General features: G+C 64.4%; 19 protein-coding genes. 8 read left to right on the forward strand and 11 right to left on the reverse strand.

Going from position 1 to position 19,003, the window contains the following annotated elements; translation table 11 throughout:
• Nucleotides 1–12: 12 nt before the first annotated feature.
• Together ctaD and coxB are read right to left on the reverse strand one after the other, a co-directional pair.
• Entirely contained in the window at nt 13–1,641 is a 1,629-nt protein-coding gene (ctaD, locus tag XH79_RS23655) for a cytochrome c oxidase subunit I (RefSeq protein WP_018644975.1), read from the reverse strand.
• 89 nt (nt 1,642–1,730) lie between these two features.
• A complete protein-coding gene (gene coxB / locus XH79_RS23660) occupies nt 1,731–2,570 on the reverse strand; it encodes a cytochrome c oxidase subunit II (RefSeq protein WP_271583126.1) in 840 nt (279 codons plus the stop codon).
• Nucleotides 2,571–3,017: 447 nt separating this feature from the next.
• On the opposite strand from coxB, the gene XH79_RS23665 reads away from it, so the two are divergent.
• Nucleotides 3,018–3,563 (forward strand): invasion associated locus B family protein, encoded by a 546-nt coding sequence (locus XH79_RS23665; RefSeq protein WP_271583127.1) that lies wholly within the window; start codon nt 3,018–3,020, stop codon nt 3,561–3,563.
• Nucleotides 3,564–3,600: 37 nt separating this feature from the next.
• On the opposite strand, the gene XH79_RS23670 is transcribed toward XH79_RS23665, so the two are convergent.
• Nucleotides 3,601–4,089: a GNAT family N-acetyltransferase gene (locus XH79_RS23670; RefSeq protein ID WP_271583128.1), complete on the reverse strand. Its 489-nt coding sequence runs from the start codon at nt 4,087–4,089 to the stop codon at nt 3,601–3,603.
• Between the two features lie 89 nt (nt 4,090–4,178).
• Between XH79_RS23670 and tldD the strand changes: the two genes are divergently transcribed.
• The 3 genes from tldD (at nt 4,179) to XH79_RS23685 (ending at nt 7,059) form a co-directional block, all read left to right on the forward strand.
• On the forward strand, nt 4,179–5,606 hold the full coding sequence (gene tldD, locus XH79_RS23675) for a metalloprotease TldD (RefSeq protein WP_212340935.1): 1,428 nt from the start codon (nt 4,179–4,181) through the stop codon (nt 5,604–5,606).
• Entirely contained in the window at nt 5,603–6,379 is a 777-nt protein-coding gene (lepB, locus tag XH79_RS23680) for a signal peptidase I (RefSeq protein WP_271583129.1), read from the forward strand. The genes tldD and lepB overlap by 4 nt, the downstream gene beginning before the upstream one ends.
• A 113-nt stretch (nt 6,380–6,492) precedes the next feature.
• On the forward strand, nt 6,493–7,059 hold the full coding sequence (locus tag XH79_RS23685) for a nucleotidyltransferase family protein (RefSeq protein WP_271583130.1): 567 nt from the start codon (nt 6,493–6,495) through the stop codon (nt 7,057–7,059).
• A 130-nt stretch (nt 7,060–7,189) separates the two neighbouring features.
• Here XH79_RS23685 and XH79_RS23690 read toward each other — a convergent pair whose 3' ends face one another.
• The 3 genes from XH79_RS23690 to XH79_RS23700 form a co-directional block, all read right to left on the reverse strand.
• Nucleotides 7,190–7,756, reverse strand: coding sequence for a PAN domain-containing protein (locus tag XH79_RS23690; protein WP_271583131.1), 567 nt, complete (start codon nt 7,754–7,756; stop codon nt 7,190–7,192).
• 187 nt (nt 7,757–7,943) lie between these two features.
• The gene (locus tag XH79_RS23695) at nt 7,944–9,314 is read right to left on the reverse strand and encodes a glutamate--cysteine ligase (protein WP_212340930.1); all 1,371 of its coding nucleotides are present in this window, start codon (nt 9,312–9,314) and stop codon (nt 7,944–7,946) included.
• Between the two features lie 99 nt (nt 9,315–9,413).
• Nucleotides 9,414–9,911, reverse strand: a complete 498-nt coding sequence (locus XH79_RS23700; RefSeq protein WP_018644966.1) for a MarR family winged helix-turn-helix transcriptional regulator — start codon at nt 9,909–9,911, stop codon at nt 9,414–9,416.
• Nucleotides 9,912–10,037: 126 nt separating this feature from the next.
• Between XH79_RS23700 and gstA the strand changes: the two genes are divergently transcribed.
• The 3 genes from gstA (at nt 10,038) to XH79_RS23715 (ending at nt 11,616) form a co-directional block, all read left to right on the forward strand.
• The gene (gstA, locus tag XH79_RS23705; RefSeq protein ID WP_271583132.1) at nt 10,038–10,652 is read left to right on the forward strand and encodes a glutathione transferase GstA; all 615 of its coding nucleotides are present in this window, start codon (nt 10,038–10,040) and stop codon (nt 10,650–10,652) included.
• A gap of 114 nt (nt 10,653–10,766) precedes the next feature.
• On the forward strand, nt 10,767–11,111 hold the full coding sequence (locus XH79_RS23710) for a hypothetical protein (RefSeq protein ID WP_271583133.1): 345 nt from the start codon (nt 10,767–10,769) through the stop codon (nt 11,109–11,111).
• A gap of 196 nt (nt 11,112–11,307) precedes the next feature.
• On the forward strand, nt 11,308–11,616 hold the full coding sequence (locus tag XH79_RS23715; RefSeq protein WP_271583134.1) for a hypothetical protein: 309 nt from the start codon (nt 11,308–11,310) through the stop codon (nt 11,614–11,616).
• Between the two features lie 448 nt (nt 11,617–12,064).
• Here the strand turns inward: XH79_RS23715 and XH79_RS23720 are convergent, their stop codons facing one another.
• The 5 genes from XH79_RS23720 to XH79_RS23740 all read right to left on the reverse strand — a co-directional run bounded on the left by XH79_RS23720 (nt 12,065) and on the right by XH79_RS23740 (nt 18,179).
• Complete coding sequence (locus tag XH79_RS23720) at nt 12,065–14,281, reverse strand: FAD-dependent oxidoreductase (protein WP_271583135.1); 2,217 nt, start codon at nt 14,279–14,281, stop codon at nt 12,065–12,067.
• 124 nt (nt 14,282–14,405) lie between these two features.
• Nucleotides 14,406–15,614 (reverse strand): acetyl-CoA C-acetyltransferase, encoded by a 1,209-nt coding sequence (locus XH79_RS23725; protein ID WP_212340920.1) that lies wholly within the window; start codon nt 15,612–15,614, stop codon nt 14,406–14,408.
• Nucleotides 15,615–15,663: 49 nt separating this feature from the next.
• Entirely contained in the window at nt 15,664–15,951 is a 288-nt protein-coding gene (locus tag XH79_RS23730; protein WP_212340919.1) for a hypothetical protein, read from the reverse strand.
• A 9-nt stretch (nt 15,952–15,960) separates the two neighbouring features.
• The gene (locus XH79_RS23735; RefSeq protein ID WP_271583136.1) at nt 15,961–17,751 is read right to left on the reverse strand and encodes an acyl-CoA dehydrogenase C-terminal domain-containing protein; all 1,791 of its coding nucleotides are present in this window, start codon (nt 17,749–17,751) and stop codon (nt 15,961–15,963) included.
• Nucleotides 17,752–17,792: 41 nt separating this feature from the next.
• Complete coding sequence (locus tag XH79_RS23740; protein WP_271583137.1) at nt 17,793–18,179, reverse strand: nuclear transport factor 2 family protein; 387 nt, start codon at nt 18,177–18,179, stop codon at nt 17,793–17,795.
• A 211-nt stretch (nt 18,180–18,390) separates the two neighbouring features.
• Here XH79_RS23740 and XH79_RS23745 point away from each other — a divergent pair, with 211 nt between their 5' ends.
• Nucleotides 18,391–18,981, forward strand: coding sequence for a PadR family transcriptional regulator (locus tag XH79_RS23745; protein WP_271583138.1), 591 nt, complete (start codon nt 18,391–18,393; stop codon nt 18,979–18,981).
• Nucleotides 18,982–19,003 lie beyond the last annotated feature (22 nt).

Below are 19,003 nucleotides of genomic sequence, written 5' to 3' on the forward strand. Positions count from 1 at the left end.
GCGGGAGATCGATTACTGCACGCGGGGCAGCACTTCGAACTGGTGGAAGGGCGGCGGCGAGGGCAGCGTCCACTCGAGCGTGGTCGCACCCGCACCCCAGGGATTGTCGCCCGCCGGCACCTTCTTCATGAAGGCGTCGAGCACGCAGTAGAGGAAGATCAGGACGCCGAAGCCGGAGATGTAGGAGCCGACCGACGAGACCAGGTTCCAGCCCGCGAAGGCGTCGGGATAGTCGACGTAGCGGCGCGGCATGCCCGATAGGCCGAGGAAGTGCTGCGGGAAGAACACGAGGTTCACACCGATGAAGGTGACCCAGAAGTGCGCCTTCGCCAGCGTCTCGTTGTACATGTAGCCCGACATCTTCGGGAACCAGTAGTACCAGCCGGCAAAGATCCCGAACACGGCGCCGAGCGACAGCACGTAGTGGAAGTGCGCGACGACGTAATAGGTCTCCTGCAGCACGCGGTCGACGCCGGCATTCGCCAGCACGACGCCGGTGACGCCACCGACCGTGAACAGGAAGATGAATCCCACCGCCCAGATCATCGGGGCGCGGAATTCGATCGAGCCGCCCCACATCGTGGCGATCCACGAAAAGATCTTCACGCCGGTCGGGACCGCGATCACCATCGTGGCAGCAACGAAGTAAGCCTGCGTCGCCGACGACATGCCGACCGTGTACATGTGGTGCGCCCAGACCACGAAGCCGATGCCGCCGATCGCGACCATGGCGTAGGCCATGCCGAGATAGCCGAACACGGGCTTGCGCGAGAAAGTCGACACGATCTGGCTGATCATGCCGAAGGCGGGCAGGATCAGGATGTACACCTCGGGGTGACCAAAGAACCAGAACAGGTGCTGGAACAGCACGGGGTCGCCGCCGCCGTCGGGCGCAAAGAACGTCGTGCCGAAATTGCGGTCGGTGAGCAGCATGGTGATCGCACCGGCGAGCACCGGCAGCGACAGCAGCAGCAGGAACACCGTCACCAGGATCGACCATACGAACAGCGGCATCTTGTGCAGGGTCATGCCCGGCGCGCGCATGTTGAAGATCGTGGTGATGAAGTTGATCGCGCCCAGGATCGACGAGGCGCCCGCCAGATGCAGCGACAGGATCGCGAAGTCGACGGCCGGGCCCGGGTGACCGGAGCTCGACAGCGGAACGTACATGGTCCAGCCGGCGCCGACGCCGTTGGCGCCCGGCTCGCCCTCGACGAAGGTCGACATCAGGAGCAGCGCGAACGAGGCCGGCAGCAGCCAGAACGAGATGTTGTTCATGCGCGGGAACGCCATGTCGGGCGCGCCGATCATCAGCGGCACGAACCAGTTGCCGAACCCGCCGATCATCGCGGGCATGACCATGAAGAAGATCATGATCAGGCCGTGCGAGGTCACGAAGACGTTGTAGGTGTGCGTCTCGTGGAAGATCTGCACGCCCGGATACATCAGCTCGGCCCGGATCGCGATCGACATCGCGGCACCGATGATGCCGGCGATGACCGCGAAGATCAGGTACATCGTGCCGATGTCCTTGTGATTGGTCGAATAGACGTAGCGCCGCCATCCGGTCGGATGGGCGTGCTCGTGGTCATGTCCGTGGTCTTGCGCGTGATCGCCGTGTGCCGCTGCGCTCGTTGCCATTTTCAAATCCTGCCTTGCGTCCCAATCGGACCTTTGGAGGTCCCGCCCTTTTATGTCGCTTTCGGTCCCCTCGAGCCTCGACCCGGCGCTTACTGCGCCGGGCCGGCCGCGGAGGCGTAGGTGCTGGTGCCGCCGCTCGCGAATTTCTTCTTCGCCGTCTCGACCCAGGAGGCGAACTCCTGGTCGCTGACCACGCGGATCGCGATCGGCATGAAGGCGTGATCCTTGCCGCAGAGTTCAGAGCACTGACCGTAGAACATGCCGGTCTTGGTAGCCTTGAACCAGGTCTCGTTCAGCCGGCCCGGGATGGCGTCGATCTTGACGCCGAAAGCCGGCAGCGCGAAGGCGTGGATGACGTCGGCGCCCGTGACCTGGACGCGAACCACCTTGTTGACCGGCACCACCATCTCGTTGTCGACGCCGAGCAGGCGGGGCTGCTTGTCCTGGGCCATCAGCGAATCGAACTCGAACTTGCCGTTGTCAGGATAGGCATACGACCAGTACCACTGCTTGCCCGTCGCCTTCACCGTCAGATCCGCCTTCGGTATGTCGAGCTCCAGGAACAAGAGGCGGAACGACGGCACCGCGATGCCGACCAGGATCAGCACCGGAACCAGGGTCCACACCACCTCGATCAGCGTGTTGTGGGTGGTCCGCGACGGCACCGGATTGGCCTTCGCGTTGAACTTGATGACCACGATGATCAGCAGCGCCAGGACGAACAGCGTGATCAGCGTGATCAGCACGAACAGGAAGTTGTGGAACCAGACGATGTTGTCCATCACCGGCGAGCCGGACTGCTGGAGCGTCCACTCCCACGGTGCCGGCTGTCCAAGCTCGGCGAATGCCGCGCCGCCCGTCGCCAGCGTCAGGCCAGCAACGGCCAATCCCAGCAAATGCCGGCCTACCCGGCCCATCGACATCCTCATGCCGTTCGCGCTCCCCTTACGAAATCACCCCAAGTGCATTCCCCTGTTTCCGGGAAACGCTTATTCGATTCGTCCGTCTGACAAACCGCCGCTCAAGAATACCTCTAAGAGGAATTGGGGCCAGATCGCTAGAACGCCGAAATCAAGCCTCTCAAACCATAATTCTTGATCTATCGCAATGCAGTCTTGAGCCCCGTCTGCCAGCGATCACCCGCAAGATATTTCCTAGTAACATCAGACAAAATTACCGTTTCCCGGGATGCCGCGGCTTGACAGCGGAATTGCCCGTTGTAGGCACTTGCGGGCGGCCGCACAGGAACCTGATTCGTGCCGGCAGTGGCGGCCTCGGCGGCGCGGAATTTGCTTGGGAATTGCCTTCAAGACGCCGTCATTTCCGTATCAGTCCACCCGCGCAAGCGACCCAAGCGAGCAGAGGGACCGACCCCGATGGGGCTTACGAGATGCATGGCCGGGCAGGCTACAAGGCAGGCTAACGGCCTCTCGGCGCTGGCAGCCCTGCTGGCTGCGGTCGTCCTCCTCGCACTTCCGGGCCTTGCCCATGCGCAGGGCGCGGTGCGCTCCGTCCATGGCGACTGGCAGATCCGCTGTGACACCCCGCCGGGCGCCCAGACCGAGCAATGCGCCCTGATCCAGAGCGTGGTGGCGGAAGACCGCTCCAATGCCGGCCTGACCGTGATCGTGCTCAAGACCGCCGACCAGAAGAGCCGCCTGATGCGGGTGGTCGCCCCGCTCGGCGTCCTCCTGCCCTCCGGCCTCGGCCTCAAGCTCGACAACCAGGACGTCGGCCGCGCCGGCTTCGTGCGCTGCCTGCCCAATGGCTGCGTCGCCGAGGTGGTCATGGACGACAAGCTGCTCGGCCAGCTCCGGAACGCCAAGACCGCCACCTTCATCATCTTCGAGACCCCGGAAGAAGGCATCGGCTTCCCGCTTAGCCTGAACGGGCTCGGCGAGGGCTACGACAAGCTGCCGTAGGGCGATATCCGGTCGCACGTTCTAAATCCCGTCATCCCTAGAACAGCAGCGCCATCTGGATGATGTTCTCATACACGCCGTCGATCCTGACGGCGTTGCGCGACAATCCCTCGACGGCAAAGCCGACCCTCTTGTAGAGCGCGATCGCGCTCGGATTGTTCTCGCGAACGGAGAGCTCGACCCGCGTCATGCCCGATCCTTGCGCGGCGGCGAGCGTCGTCGTGATCAGCCGTGTTCCGAGGCCCTGCCCTCGAAAAGGCTGCAAAATTCCCATCCCGAGGATGCCCCCATGGGCGTAGATCGAGCGTGGATGGCGCCTGACATCGCACCAACCGACGACGTCCCCGCCGGAAAGCGCAATGAATTGCGGATTCCCCTGCGCGATCATGTCGAGGACGAAGCTGCGGGTCGCCTCCAGCGGAGGCGCCTCGAGGAAGGCCAGATAGCGCCGCTCTCGTGCGACGGTGTCGAGCGCGCGATGGAAGCTTTCGATCTGCGCTTCGGATATGGCAATGATTTCAATCATGTCGTTTCGGTAATGTGACGGTCCGCCCTCTCGCCGAACGGTTCGGAAGCCATTATCTTGCCCGACATCTCTCCGACAATGGGTGATCGATGACCAACCCCGCCACAACCTCCCTGCTCGACCGTGCCAATCTCGACCGCGACCAGGTTCGCAACGAGGTCGCGCGCGGGCTCGCCGGCGCCGACGACGGCGAATTGTTCCTGGAATACAGCCAGACCGAAGCGCTGATGTTCGACAATGGGCGGCTGAAGCAGGCGACCTACGACACCTCGCAGGGTTTTGGTCTGCGCGCCGTCAAGGACGACGCGGTGGGTTACGCGCACTCTTCCGACGTGTCGCTGCCGGCGCTGATTCGCGCCGCCGACGCGGTCGCGGCCGTGCGCGGCGGCTACTCCGGCAGCTTTGCGGCCCCGCCGGCGCATACCAACGTGCGGCTTTATAGTGACGACAATCCGCTCGATGCGCCGGGCTTCGAGACCAAGGTCAAGCTGCTGGCCGAGATCGACGCCTATCTGCGCGACAAGGATCCGCGGGTGCGGCAGGTCAGCGTCAGCCTCGGCGCGACCTGGCAGGTGGTCGAGATCCTGCGGCCCGACGGCGAAAGCTATCGCGACATCCGCCCGCTGGTACGCGTCAACATCTCCGTCGTCGCCGGCCAGGGCGACCGTCAGGAGAGCGGCAGCAAGGGTTATGGCGGCCGCGCCGGCTATGCCGAATTCATCGAGAGCAAGAACTGGCGCGATGCCGCCGACGGCGCGCTGCGCGAGGCCCTCGTCAATCTGGAATCGATTCCGGCGCCCGCCGGCGAGATGGACGTCGTGCTCGGGGCCGGCTGGCCCGGCGTGATGCTGCATGAAGCGGTCGGCCATGGCCTCGAAGGCGACTTCAACCGCAAGAAGACCTCGGCCTTTGCCGGCCTGATGGGCCAGCAGGTCGCGGCCAAGGGCGTCACCGTGGTCGACGACGGCACCATCGCCTCGCGCCGCGGCTCGCTCTCGATCGACGACGAGGGCACCCCGACCAACCGCACCGTGCTGATCGAGGACGGCATTTTGGTCGGTTACATGCAGGACCGTCAGAACGCCCGCCTGATGAACATGAAGCCGACCGGAAACGGCCGTCGTCAGGGCTACGCCCATGTGCCGATGCCGCGCATGACCAACACCTACATGCTCGCGGGTGACCGCGATCCGGCCGAGATCCTCGCCTCCGTCAAGAACGGCGTGTTCGCCGCGAATTTCGGCGGCGGCCAGGTCGACATCACCTCGGGCAAATACGTATTCCAGTGCACCGAGGCCTACAAGATCGAGAACGGCAAGATCGGCGCGCCCCTGAAGGGCGCGATGCTGATCGGCAACGGGCCGACCGACCTGCATCGCATCCGCATGATCGGCAACGACCTCGCGCTCGACACCGGCATCGGCACCTGCGGCAAGAACGGCCAGGGCGTGCCGGTCGGCGTCGGCCAGCCGTCGCTTCTGATGGAACGCATCACCGTGGGTGGAACAGGCGCATGAGCGTTGAAAAAGTAACTGCACCGGCCAAGCGCAAGAGCAGCGGCTGGGGCGGGCAGATCGTTCAGCTCGCCGGCATTGTCGTCGCCGTGTTCATCGCCAAGGGCGCGCTCGCCGAGCCGTTCTACGTGCCGTCGGGCTCGATGGAGCCGACGCTGCTGATCGGCGACGCGCTGCTCGCCTCGAAATTCCCCTATGGCTACGGCACCTCGTCGCTGCCGATCCAGATCAACCTGCCCGAGAGCGGCCGCGTTTTCGCGGAGACGCCGAAGCAGGGCGACGTCGTGGTCTTCCGCTGGCCCGGCGATCGCTCGCAGGCCTGGGTCAAGCGCGTCGTCGGCTTGCCCGGCGACCGCATCCAGATGCGGCAGGGCCAGCTTTTCATCAACGACCGCCCCGCCGAGCTGAAGCCGGACGGCGTTGGCTCAGCGGAAGACGACAATGGCGGCACCGAGCCGGCCTATCGCTATGTCGAGACGCTGCCGAACGGCGTCTCGCACCTGATCTTCAAGATGCGCGACAACGGCCCGCTCGACAACACGCCTGAGGTGACGGTGCCGGCCGGCCATCTGTTCGTGCTCGGCGACAACAGGGACAACTCCGCCGACAGCCGCGTGCCGCTGCGCTCCGGCGGCGTCGGCCTGCTGCCGGTCGACAATCTGATCGGGCGCGCCGATGCGGTGGTCGGCTCCTGGGATCTCGGCATGCGCAGCCAGCCGGTCTGGACCTGGCTGTCCGGCTTCCGGCTCGCGCGATTCTTCACCGCCGTGCATTGACGGGATCGTAGGGTGGGCAAAGCGGAAGCGTGCCCACCACATCTGTCGCAACGTGGAGAGATGGTGGGCACGGCGCGCGAAGAGCGCGCCTTTGCCCACCCCACGATTTCCCGATGACCCGCGACGAATTTCTCGCTCTCGCCCTGCGCAATCCGATCAACGCAGCGATCATCGACGAACTCGCGCGGCTCGCTCTGCCGGATGCATGGCTGGTCTCGGGATGCCTGGTGCAGACCGGATGGAACGTGCTCACCGGCCGCGCCATCGATCACGGCATCGCCGACTACGACGCGTTCTATTTCGACCCTGACACCTCGTGGGAGGCAGAGGATGCGGTGATCCGCAAGCTGCATGAGCGGCTGGCGCAGCTCGGCGTCAAGGTCGAGATCCGCAACCAGGCACGCGTGCATCTATGGTATCCCGGCAAGCACGGCCTGCCCTATCCGCCCCTGAGAAGCTCGACGGAGGGCATCGACCGCTTCCTCACGCAGAACACGCAAATCGGCGTCAGGCGCGCAGGCGATGGCTACGAGGTCTACGCGCCGCGCGGCTTTGGCGATGTCGCAGGGCTGATCGCGCGGCCAAATCCGGGGCCGAATTTTTCAGCGGCGAATTACGCGGTGAAGGCCGGGCGATGGAAAGCGCTATGGCCGGAGCTCACGGTGATCGCGGCGGAGTGAAGTACCGTAGGGTGGATTAGCGAAGCGTAATCCACCACTGTTTATCTCCGCGGATGCAGAAGAGGTGGGTTACGCCGCGCGGGCTGCGCTTCGCGCAGCTGCACAGCTAACCCACCCTACGGCATCCCGCCTACCGCACCACGCCCGAGGTGAACCCCGCCTTCCTGCGCGGCGGCTTGATTTCCTTTTTCAGGAAGCAGCGCGCCTCGCGCCCGGTGTAGCCGGGGCGGGCGTAGGTGAAGGCGCGGCATTTGTTGTCGGCGGTGCAGGCGGCCTTGCAGGCCTCGACGCTTTCGCCGTCCTTGAGCTCGAAATTGCGCAAATCGCCGCCGGGGCGGTCGATCGACGTTTCCACGCCTTCGACGCGCGGCTCGATCACGCCGGCGCCGCGGACGCCGGAGATGCAGCAACTGCCGGGCACGCGCGGCGGCACGGTGTTCTTGAGCCAGCACACGGCCGCGGCGCCGTCGATGTCGGGATAGCTGAAGCTCCAGGAGCGGCACTTGCGGTCGCGCTCGCACAGCAGCGCGCAATCCTCGGGGTCGCCCGAGGTGACCGGCGTGTTGAAATAGTCGCCGCCGGGCCGGTCGAAGGCCGTCTGGGCGCGCGCCGGCACGCTCGCAAACGCGAGCGAAAGCAGCGTGACGCATGCCACGACGCTCGCCATCACGGCCCCACGCAGGCGGCCCTTCCCCATCGGAACTGCTTTCGAGTTATTGACGACGCTCAGGTTTTTTCGGCCGACCATTTGATCGCCGCAAACCTGTATGGGCGATGAACGGCCGAAATCCCCGTCGTTGGCCTAAAGCATGATCCGGCCCCGAAGACCCGCGTTCGCACAAAGTGTGACGCGGATTTCCGAGAGGATCATGCCCAAACAGGCTCTAGAACGCGTATTCCGCGTAGGCCGGTTCCACCGAGCCCTTCCAGGGGCCGTTGAACTTCTCGAGCATTTCCTCGGCCGGCGTCCGGCCGGAATCGATGATGCGGTCGAGCGGCTCGAGATGCCGGGTCTCGTCGCGTCCGAGCTGGTCGATCCGGCCGCGCCGGCGCAGGCCGGCATGGGCCAGAACGAGGCATTCCTTGGCGATCTCGAACAGATAACGGTCCTTGATCCGCGACTTGAAGCCGAAGCGCGGCACGTCGTCGCGCAGGGCCTGGCGCTCATGCGCGCTCCAGTGCTTCACCAGGTCCCAGGCGGCATCGAGCGACACGTCGTCATAGAGCAGCCCGACCCAGAATGCCGACAGCGCCGGCAGGCGCCCCCAGGGGCCGCCATCGGAGCCGCGCATTTCCAGATAGCGCTTGAGGCGCACTTCCGGGAAGATCGTCGAGAGATGGTTGGCCCAGTCCGACAGCGTCGGACGCTCGCCGGGCAAATTGTTGTTGCGGCCGTCGAAGAAGGCGCGGAACGAGGAGCCCGAGACGTCGATGTAGTCCTCGCCGCGCTTGACGAAATACATGGGCACGTCGAGCGCATAGTCGACATAGCGCTCAAAGCCCATGCCGTCCTCGAACGCCCACGGCATCATGCCGGCGCGCGCATTGTCGGTGTCGCGCCAGATCTCGGAGCGGAAGGAGAGGAAGCCGTTCGGCCTGCCTTCGGTGAAGGGCGAGTTGGCGAACAGGGCGGTTGCGACCGGCTGGAGCGCGAGCGACACGCGCAGCTTCTTGACCATGTCCGCTTCGGAGGAGAAGTCGAGATTGGTCTGCACCGTGCAGGTCCGGTACATCATGTCGAGGCCGTACTGGCCGACCTTCGGCATGTAATTGGTCATGATCTTGTAGCGGCCCTTGGGCATCACCGGGATGTCCGAGCGCGACCAGGACGGCGTCATGCCGAGACCGAGGAAGCCGATGCCGAGCGGCGTCGCGATCTCGCGCACCTGGGCGAGATGCGCCATCAGCTCGCTCTGGGTCTGGTGCACGTTCTCGACCGGTGCGCCCGAGAGCTCGAACTGTCCGCCCGGCTCGAGCGAGATCGCACCGCCGCCGGTGACGTCATAGAGGCCGATGATGTTGCCCTTCTCCATGATCGGCTCCCAGCCGAGCAGGAGCTTCATGCCTTCGAGCAGCGCGCCGATGCCGCGCGCGCCCTCATAGGGCACCGGACGGTGGCCTTCGAGCGTGAACGGCGTCTTCTCGTGCTCGGTGCCCATGCGGAATTCGGACGGGTCCTTGCAGCCGGCCTCGAACCACGCGACGAGCTCGTCACGTGACTGCAGCGGCGTCATATCGATCTGGTCTCGCGCCATATCAAACTCTAATCAAAGGCGCTTCGACCGAATGCGCGCGGGGTGAAGGGGATCGTCCGCGAACCCACCGGGTGCGCGGACGTGCTGGTTGCCGCGCGATCATCGCGACGGCGTGCTTTCGTTGACGTTGGCGACGGGTGGCAGCTTCATCTCACCGCACGAGCAGCCCAGCCGGTCGAGCAGGCCGCTGAGCTTCACGGCATCGGCATCGGACAGTTTCGAGCCGACATATTTCTCGATCGCGGCGGAATAGGCGCCCCACATCCGCTTCTGCAGCTCGCGGCCGGCTTCGGTGATCTCCACGAACTGGCCGCGCTTGTCGATCTTGCACTCGCGCCGGGAGGCGAGCCCCTCGTCGACCAGGCGGTCGATCAATCGCGAGGTGGAATATTGCGGGATCAGCATCTGCCGTTCGAGTTCCACCGGCCGCAGCTCGCCGGAGGGGGCGCGCGACAGCTCGAGCAGCGCGTCATACCAGGCCAGCGGCGGGAAGCCCGCCTTCTTCAGGTCCTGCTCGACGCAGTCGAGCACGCGGCTCTGCACCCGCATCAGGCGGATCCAGGCGGAGGTTGCCTCGGTCGATGGTTTGCGTTTCATGGTCCCGCTCAAGCTCGTCGCCCGTCTCTTACCTCACTCGATGCACGTGCATCAATCTTGACTATTGCATGCAGATGCATGTAGGCGTTCCTTCGCCGTAGCCAAGCGTCAAGAGGAGGAAATTCCATGAAGCTCTATTACTCGCCCGGGGCCTGCTCCCTGTCCCCCCACATCGCGCTCCTGGAAGCCGGCCTGCCCTACGAACTGGTCAAGGTCGATATCCGGGCCAAGAAGCTCGAAAATGGTGAGGATTATCTGAAGCTGAACCCCAAGGGCCAGGTCCCTGCGCTGGGCCTCGACAGCGGCGAGATCGTGACCGAAGGCCCGGTGATTGTCCAGATGATCGCCGATCAGGCCTCAGCCAAGGCGCTGGCGCCCGCCCATGGCAGCGCCGAGCGCTACAAGCTGCTCGAATGGCTGAACTTCCTCACCTCCGAGGTGCACAAGAGTTTTGGCCCGATGTTCGCCCCCGCCCTGAACGACGAGGCCAAGGCCTTCTTCAAGGACCGCGTCATGGGCAAGCTGAAATACATCGATAGCCAGCTCGCCAGCCGCGACTACCTGATGGGCAAGCAGTTCACGGTGGCCGACGGTTATCTCTTCACGATGCTGACCTGGGCCGACCGGATGAAGTTCGACTTCACCGCGATGCCGCACCTTGCCGCCTACAAGGCCCGCGTCGCCGCGCGCCCCCAGGTGCAGGAGGCGCTGAAGAAGGAAGGGCTCGCGCAGGCGAAGTAGGCGCTCGCAAGACGGAACAAGCGAAAGGCCGGATCGAGGATCCGGCCTTTCTTCGTTGTGAACCATTCGACCGGCCGCGACGTCGAAGGACCATCTCCGCGAGACTGTTGCCCCATGAACATGATCGTCCTCATGACCGCCGCCGGCGCCCCGCTCGCGATGCTCGGCTTGTCGACGCCGGTCACGCCGCAACGCAGCTGCATCTTCATGGTCCATCCGCAGGTCACCTCGGCCGTGTTCGAGAGCAAGGAAGGAAAGATCGTCTTTCCGGACCGGCCGACCGAATATCCGTGCAGCTACGCCAGGGGGAAGGGCGGAACGGAGATCGCCTTCACCAACCAGAATGGCTGGCGCTTCGAGGTCCGCATTGACAAGGCCGACGAAGGAACCTGGAAAGCCAGTCTCGCCGACGATGCGGTCTCCGGCCGCGCGTTCTCGCCGTTCGGCGACAGCAAGTAAGAGAGCCGGATCAACGATCCGGCCTTTTTATTCGCCGCAGCGCGGCGCGAACCCGTTCCGCCGGATCATCGTACCTTGACTAGACTTATGAACGACTGTTCGCCAAATGTAAGTGGTGCTGTCTTGTCAGCACGCGTAAAGCGGGCGAGCTTGAGGCGTTGATTGAAGAATATTTGCACTCTCATCGGAGTTTAAGTTGACGATTGCCATCGTCCTGATCGTTGCAAGCGCGCTGGTGGGAATCGCGACAGGTCGCGTTTTCAGGATCTGGGCGCTGGTCGTGGTCTCGCCGTTGATCGCAATTGTCTCGGCGATCGTTCTTCGCGCGTATGATTTCGGGATGGTGGGGGGCGTGACCGTCATCGCCGTCTGTCTTGTCGCCTCCCAGCTCGGCTATCTCGCGGCATCGTATCTGCTGCACGCTCGCGCGGTCTCACCGCATGACGAGGTCGACGGCGAGCCAGGCGAGATAGGCCAGCCAAAAATCGGCCGCCAGCACAAGTAGCGCCAACGCGACCCAGAGCGCCGGGCCCTTGCGGCGCAGGCGCGCCGGCTTCTGCTGCGATGAGAGAAGGCCAGTTGCGGACGCAACAGCATATTTCGCGGCAAGATCGCGACCGAGCGCGGTCTTCCGCAGCACCAAGGAATTCATCAAGGGCAACTTTCTTTTCGTCTTCGGCTTGCCGAGAAGATCGGCAAGTGTCCCAACGCGATTCGTGACCCTGACCCGCAGCAAGACTAGTGCCAGGGCCAAGCAAAAGAACGGCGCCGCTTTGGCGCGCCTATGACAATTGCGCGACGCCGCGGCAGCGGGGACTCTGGCACGGTTCCTATCCCGATTCTGTGAGCGGTTCCACAACCTGGAACAAATCTGATGCAACTGTGAGGATGCGCAAAAGAAAAAGGCCGGATCGATGATCCGGCCTTTCTCGAATGCGCAGCCCGTCTCCCGATCAGGCAGCAGCCGCCTTCTTCGGTGCAAACCGCCCGTAGAAAGTCTCCCCCTTCGCAGCCATCTCCTCGAGCAGCTTCGGCGGGGTGAAGCGCGAGCCGTACTTGGCTTCCAGCTTGTGGCAGAGCTCGACGAACTTCTTCGTGCCCATGAAGTCGATGTAGGACAGCGTGCCGCCGGTGAACGGCGCGAAGCCGAAGCCGAGGATCGAGCCGACATCCGCCTCGCGCGGATCGGTGATGACGTTGTCCTCCACCGTGCGCGCGGCTTCCACGGCCTGCACCACCAGGAAGCGCTGCTTCAATTCCTCAATATCGAGCGTATCGGGGTCGAGCTGCTTCGGCTGCAGCGCGGAGAGACCCGGCCACAGGCTCTTCTGGCCCTTGCCCTTCTCGGGATAGTCGTAGAAGCCCTTGCTGTTCTTGCGGCCGAGACGGCCCTGCTTCTCGACCATCTCCACCATCAGCTTCTTCTGATCGGGATTGATGGCGTTGGGGCCGAGATCGGCTTCGGTCGCCTTCATGATCTTGAGGCCGAGATCGAGCGCGACTTCGTCCGACAGCGAGAGCGGGCCGACCGGCATGCCGGCCATCTTGGCGCAGTTCTCGATCATCGCCGGCGGCACGCCCTCGAGGAACATCTCGTTGCCTTCGGCGACGTAGCGGCCGACGCAGCGATTGGCGAAGAAGCCTCTGGAGTCGTTGACCACGATCGGCGTCTTGCCGATCTGACGGACATAGTCGAGCGCGGTCGCCAGCGCGGCATTGCCGGTGTTCTTGCCGAGGATGATCTCGACCAGCATCATCTTCTCGACCGGCGAGAAGAAGTGGATGCCGATGAACTTGCCCTGGTCCTTGAAGGCTTCAGCGAGCGAGGTGATCGGCAGCGTCGAGGTGTTCGAGGCGAAGATCACGTCGGGCTTCAGATATTCCTGCGCCTTGGCGAAGGTGTCCGCCTTGACCTTGCGGTCCTCGAACACGGCCTCGATCACGAGGTCGACGTCCTTCAGCGCCGCATAGTCGGCGGTCGGCGTGATGCGCGCGAGCAATGCTTCGGCATCCGCAGGCTTGGCGCGGCCCTTCTTGATCTGATCCTCGATCACCTTCTGCGCATGCGCCTTGCCCTTGTCGGCGCTCTCCTGGTCGCGATCGATCAGGACGACGTCGAGGCCGGCGCGGGCCGAGACGTAGCCGACGCTCGCGCCCATGAAGCCGGCGCCGATCACGGCGATCTTCTTCACCTTGGTGGGGGGCACGTCCTTCGGACGGCGCGCGCCCTTGTTGAGCTCCTGCATCGACAGGAACAGGCTGCGGATCATCGCGGCCGCTTCCTTCGAGCGCAGCACCGACGTGAAGTAACGCGATTCCACCCGCAGCGCGGCGTCGATCGGCAGCTGCAGGCCCTCATAGACGCAGCTCATGATCGCGCGCGCGGCCGGATAGTTGTCGTAGGTCTCGCGGCGATAGATCGCGTTACCGGCCGGGAACATCATCATGCCGGCCTTGGAGAACACGGGGCCGCCGGGCAGCTTGAAGCCCTTCTCGTCCCAGGGCGCGACCGCCTTGCCGCCGCCCTTGATCCACTCCTTCGCCGCCTTGATGAGGTCGGCGGCGGGAACGATGGCGTGGATCAGGTTGAGCGCCTTGGCCTTGTCGACGGTGACCGGATCACCCTTGAGCAGGATGGTCATGGCGTCCTGCGGCGGCACCAGGCGCGGCACGCGCTGCGTGCCGCCGGCGCCGGGGAACAGGCCGACCTTGACCTCGGGCAGACCGAGGCGCGTCTTGGGATTCTCGGCGGCCACGCGATAGTGGCAGCACAGCGTGATCTCGAAGCCGCCGCCGAGCGCGAGGCCGTTGATCGCGGCCGCCCACGGCTTGCCTGAGGTTTCGATCGAGCGCAGCACCTGCGAGAAGCGGCGGCTCTGGTCGAACAGCATCTGGTTCGCGGCGGTCTCGCCCTGCTCCTTGAAAACCTTGGCGTAGGCCTGGTTCATGCCTTCGAGCATGGAGAGGTCGGCGCCGGCGCAGAACGCCTCTTTCGCCGAGGTGATGACGACGCCCTTCACGGACGCATCAGCCGTGGTCGCCTTGACGATCGCGTCGAGCTCGCTGGTCGAGGTCTCGTCGAGCACGTTCATCGAACGGCCCGGGATGTCCCAGGTGACGAGCGCGATGCCGTCGGAATCGGTCTCAACCTTGAAGTTCTTGTACGACATAGTGGTTGCTCCTCGGTGCCGCAGCCGATCTCAGGCGCGGCGGTTGACTTGAGATCTCGTAGGGTGGGTTAGCGAAGCGTAATGGTGGGTTACGCCTTCGGCTAACCCCCCCTACGGCAGCTCGTTACACCCGCTCGATGATGGTCGCGGTGCCCATGCCGCCGCCGATGCACAGCGTCACAAGGGCCGTGGACTTGTTGGTGCGCTCGAGCTCGTCGAGCACGGTGCCCAGAATCATCGCGCCGGTGGCACCGAGCGGATGGCCGAGCGCGATGGCGCCGCCATTGACGTTGATCTTGGCATTGTCGATGTCGAAGGCCTGGATGTAGCGCAGCACGACGGAGGCGAAGGCCTCGTTGAGCTCGAACAGGTCGATATCCGACTTCTTCATGCCGGAACGCGCGAACAGCTTCTCGGTGACGTCGACCGGACCGGTCAGCATCATCGCCGGCTCAGAGCCGATATTCGCGAACGCACGGATCTTCGCGCGAGGCTTGAGGCCATACTTGCTGCCCGCCTCCTTGCTGCCGAGCAACACGGCGCCGGCGCCGTCGACGATGCCCGACGAGTTGCCGGCGTGGTGCACGTAATTGACGCGCTCGATCTCCGGGTGCGACTGCACCGCGACTCCGTCGAAGCCGCCCATCTGCGCCATCATCGTGAACGACGGCTGCAGCTGCGCCAGCGACTGCATCGTGGTCGAAGGACGCATGTGCTCGTCCTTGGCGAGGATGGTGAGGCCGTTGATGTCCTTCACCGGCACCACCGACTTGTTGAAGCGGCCCTCGTCCCAGGCCTTGCCGGCCCGCTGCTGGCTCTGCACGGCGTAGGCGTCGACGTCGTCGCGCGAGAAGCCGTATTTGGTCGCGATCAGATCGGCCGAGACGCCCTGCGGCATGAAATAGGCCGGCACCGCCATCGACGGGTCCATCGGCCAGGCGCCGCCGGAGGCGCCGATGCCGACGCGGCTCATGGATTCGGCACCGCCGCCGATGACGAGCTCATGCTGGCCGCTCATCACCTGGGCGGCGGCAAAGTTCACGGCGTCGAGGCCGGAGGCGCAGAAGCGGCTGATCTGCACGCCGGGGACGGCTTCGCCGAGACCGGCCTTCAGCGCGGCGAAGCGCGCGATGTCGCTTCCGGCTTCGCCGACGGGATCGACCACGCCGAGCACGACGTCGTCGACCGAGTCTTCCGGCAGGTTGTTGCGGTCCTTCAGCGCCTTCAGCGGCACGGTGGCGAGCGCAAGCGCGGTCACCTCGTGCAGCGCGCCGTCGGCCTTGCCGCGCCCGCGCGGGGTGCGGACGTGATCGTAGATATAGGCATCTGCCATGGGAGCCTCCTGATTGCAGCTATTGGTTACGACCGCAACGCGATCGGGATCATTCCTGGAACGTGAATTCGTAGAACAGCGGCAGCCCTTCGCCGTGGCGAAGGAATTGCCGCGCGGTGTCGTAAGCCTTCATCCCGGCGCTCAGATCGAGGACATGATCGAGTTTGGGAACGGTCGTGGTGTCGGTCAGGTAGAAGCCCTCTATCCCGAGGATTCCGACACCATTGGTCTCGCAGCGGTCGACGATGTCGAGGGCGGAGCGTACGCAGAACTTGTCGCGGCGGAGCCCGGCGCCGAAGGCGCGAAACTCCGCAACGATCGCCTCCGCCGCCGACATCGAAACTCCTCAGAACGCTTCCGCGGGCAGTTCCATGATGGTGGCGCAGCCGGACTGGATGCGCGCGAGATTGGCCGCGGTCTCCGGCAGCATGCGCTCCATGAAGAAACGGCCGGTGACGAGTTTCGTGGAGAGATAGGGCGTGGCGCCCGACTCGGCAATCTTGGCGTTCGTCACCTTCGCCATTTTCGCCCACATATAGCCGAGCGCGACGAAGCCGAAGAGATGCATATAGTCGGTTGCGGCAGCGCCCGCATTGTCGGGCTTCATCATGGCATTCTGCATCAACCACGTGGTGGCCTGCTGGAGATGACCGAGCGAAGCCGAGAGCGGGGTGATGAACGGCTTCATCGCCTCGTCGCCGCCGTTCTCCTTGGCGAAGGCCATGACCTCGCCGAAGAAGGCCATGATGGCGCGGCCGCCGTCGCGCGGCAGCTTGCGGCCGACGAGGTCCAGCGCCTGGATGCCGTTGGCGCCTTCATAGATCATGGCGATACGCGCATCGCGCACGAACTGCTCCATGCCCTGCTCGGCGATGTAGCCGTGGCCGCCATACATCTGCTGCGCCTGCACCGCGTTGGCGAAACCGTACTCGGTGAGGAAGCCCTTCAGCACCGGGGTCATCAGGCCCATGTGGTCGTCGGCGGCCTGGCGGTCCTTCGGGTCCTCGGAGCGGTGGGCGACGTCGCTCTTCAGCGCGGTCCACATCACGAAGGCGCGCGCGGCCTCGTTGAAGGCGCGGATCGAGAGCAGCGTGCGGCGCACGTCGGGATGCACGATGATCGGGTCGGCCTGCTTGTCCGGCGCCTTGGCGCCGGTGAGCGCGCGGCCCTGGATGCGTTCGCGGGCATAGGCGACCGCGTTCTGATAGGCGACCTCGGACTGCGCGAGGCCCTGCACGGCGACGCCGAGCCGAGCCTCGTTCATCATCACGAACATGCCCTGCATGCCCTTGTTCTCTTCGCCGATCAGCCAGCCGGTGGCGTTGTCGTAGTTCATCACGCAGGTGGAATTGCCGTGGATGCCCATCTTGTGCTCGATCGAGCCGCAGACGACGCCGTTGCGCTGCCCCACCGAACCGTCGGCATTCACCAGGAATTTCGGCACCACGAACAGCGACACGCCCTTGATGCCGGCGGGCGCGCCCTCGATGCGGGCGAGCACGAGGTGGATGATGTTGTCGGCGAGATCGTGCTCGCCGGCCGAGATGAAGATCTTGGTGCCCGTGATCTTGAAGCTGCCATCCGCCTGGCGCACCGCCTTGGTGCGGAGCATGCCGAGGTCGGTGCCGCAATGCGGCTCGGTCAGGTTCATGGTGCCGGTCCACTCACCCGCGATCATCTTCGGCACGTAGGTCTTCTTCTGCTCCGGCGAGCCGTGAACGAGCAGCGCGGCGGTCGCACCCATGGTGAGGCCGCCATACATCGAGAACGCCATGTTGGCCGAGATCTGGAATTCGTTGACCGCCTGCGAGAGCGTCACCGGCAGGCCCTGGCCGCCGAACTCGGTCGGCGCCGACAGGCCGAGCCAGCCACCTTCGGCAACCTGCTTGAAGGCGTCCTTGAATCCCTTCGGCGTGATGACGCTGCCGTCCTCAGTGCGCTTGCAGCCTTCGAGATCGCCCACACGATTCAGCGGCTGGAGCACCTCTTCCGAAAGCTTGGCGGCTTCTCCGAGGATCGCCTCCCGCACGTCGCTCGACGCATCGGAAAAACCGGCGAGGTTGTCGTAGCGGTCGATCTGGAAGACGTCGTTGAGCAGGAAGTTCACGTCTTCGACGGGGGCTTTATAGATCGGCATGGCGTTCTCCCGGCATGGGGCTCGAAGTGATGATGTTGGGCTTATGATTGGCCGGCGGCAAGCTGCTCCGCCATCAGGCGGTGCAGCATGTTGATCGCCTTGAGCGGACGCACCATCACCTTGAAATGCGTGATGCGTCCCTCGGTATCGAAGGTGATGATGTCGACGCCGTTGATCTCGATGCCGTCGATGACATTCTTGAATTCGAGCACGGCGCCAGCGGCGCTTTTCCATTCACCGACATAGGTGAAGCCGGGGCCGCCGAGCACCTTCTCGGCGCTGGAGAGGTATTTGAAGGTGATGTCGCGGCCGCGCTGGGGCGAATGCACCACGGGGCTTTCGAACACGGCGTCAGGATGCAGGAGGTCCCAGAGCGCAGTGCGGTCATGAGACTTCATGTAGGCGTACCAGGAATCGAGGCCGGTCATTCTCGGGTGCCTCCCTAAAGGGCTTTCCAGGAGCCTTAGCAAAAAAACGCGAAAACAACCCCATGCACAGTAGCGCCCAGCTTGATTTCGCTGGGTTTTCGGGTGGGGTCTTTGACCCCATCCTTGAGCCGCCTCATATGCACATTGACGCATATGCGCCGATGCGCATAAAGTCAAGCGAGTTAGTCAAGGTCGAAGAAGGAGGCCAGTCATGGCACTGGGCGACGCAATCCTCGCATGCCTGACGGAACGGCCGATGACGGGCTACGAGCTCGCCAAGACGTTCGATTCCTCGATCGGCTTCTTCTGGAAGGCCGACCACCAGCAAATCTACCGCGAGCTCTCCAAGCTGCGCGACCGCGGCTACATCCAGGGCCGCGAGGTCGTGCAGACGGGCAAGCCCAACAAGCTGGTTTATACGCTCACGCCCGAAGGTAGAACAGCGCTGCGGCACTGGGCCGCGCGGCCAAGCACGCCGGCCTCGACCAAGGACGACCTGCTGGTTCGCCTCCATGCGCTCGACAGCATCGACATCGAGCCGCTGCGCACCGACCTGATGGCCCGCCTGGAGCACCATCGCGACCGCCACGCCAATTACGAACGCATCCTGAAGAAGCGCTTTCCGGACGGCACGGCGGAAGGCCGGCTCGATCTCGGCAACCTGCTCCTGCTCCGCTTAGGGGCCCGCCACGAGCAGATGGTGGCGGACTTTTGCGAGGAGGCCCTCGAAGCGCTGTCGACGATGAGCGGCAAGGCCTCGGTGGTGCCGATCGAGGATGGCAAGCGCGAGGGGAAGGGCTGAGGGAAAGCGCCGGCCTGTAGCC

It is taken from the genome of Bradyrhizobium sp. CCBAU 45389, from assembly GCF_028128625.1.
Lineage (GTDB): Bacteria > Pseudomonadota > Alphaproteobacteria > Rhizobiales > Xanthobacteraceae > Bradyrhizobium > Bradyrhizobium liaoningense_B.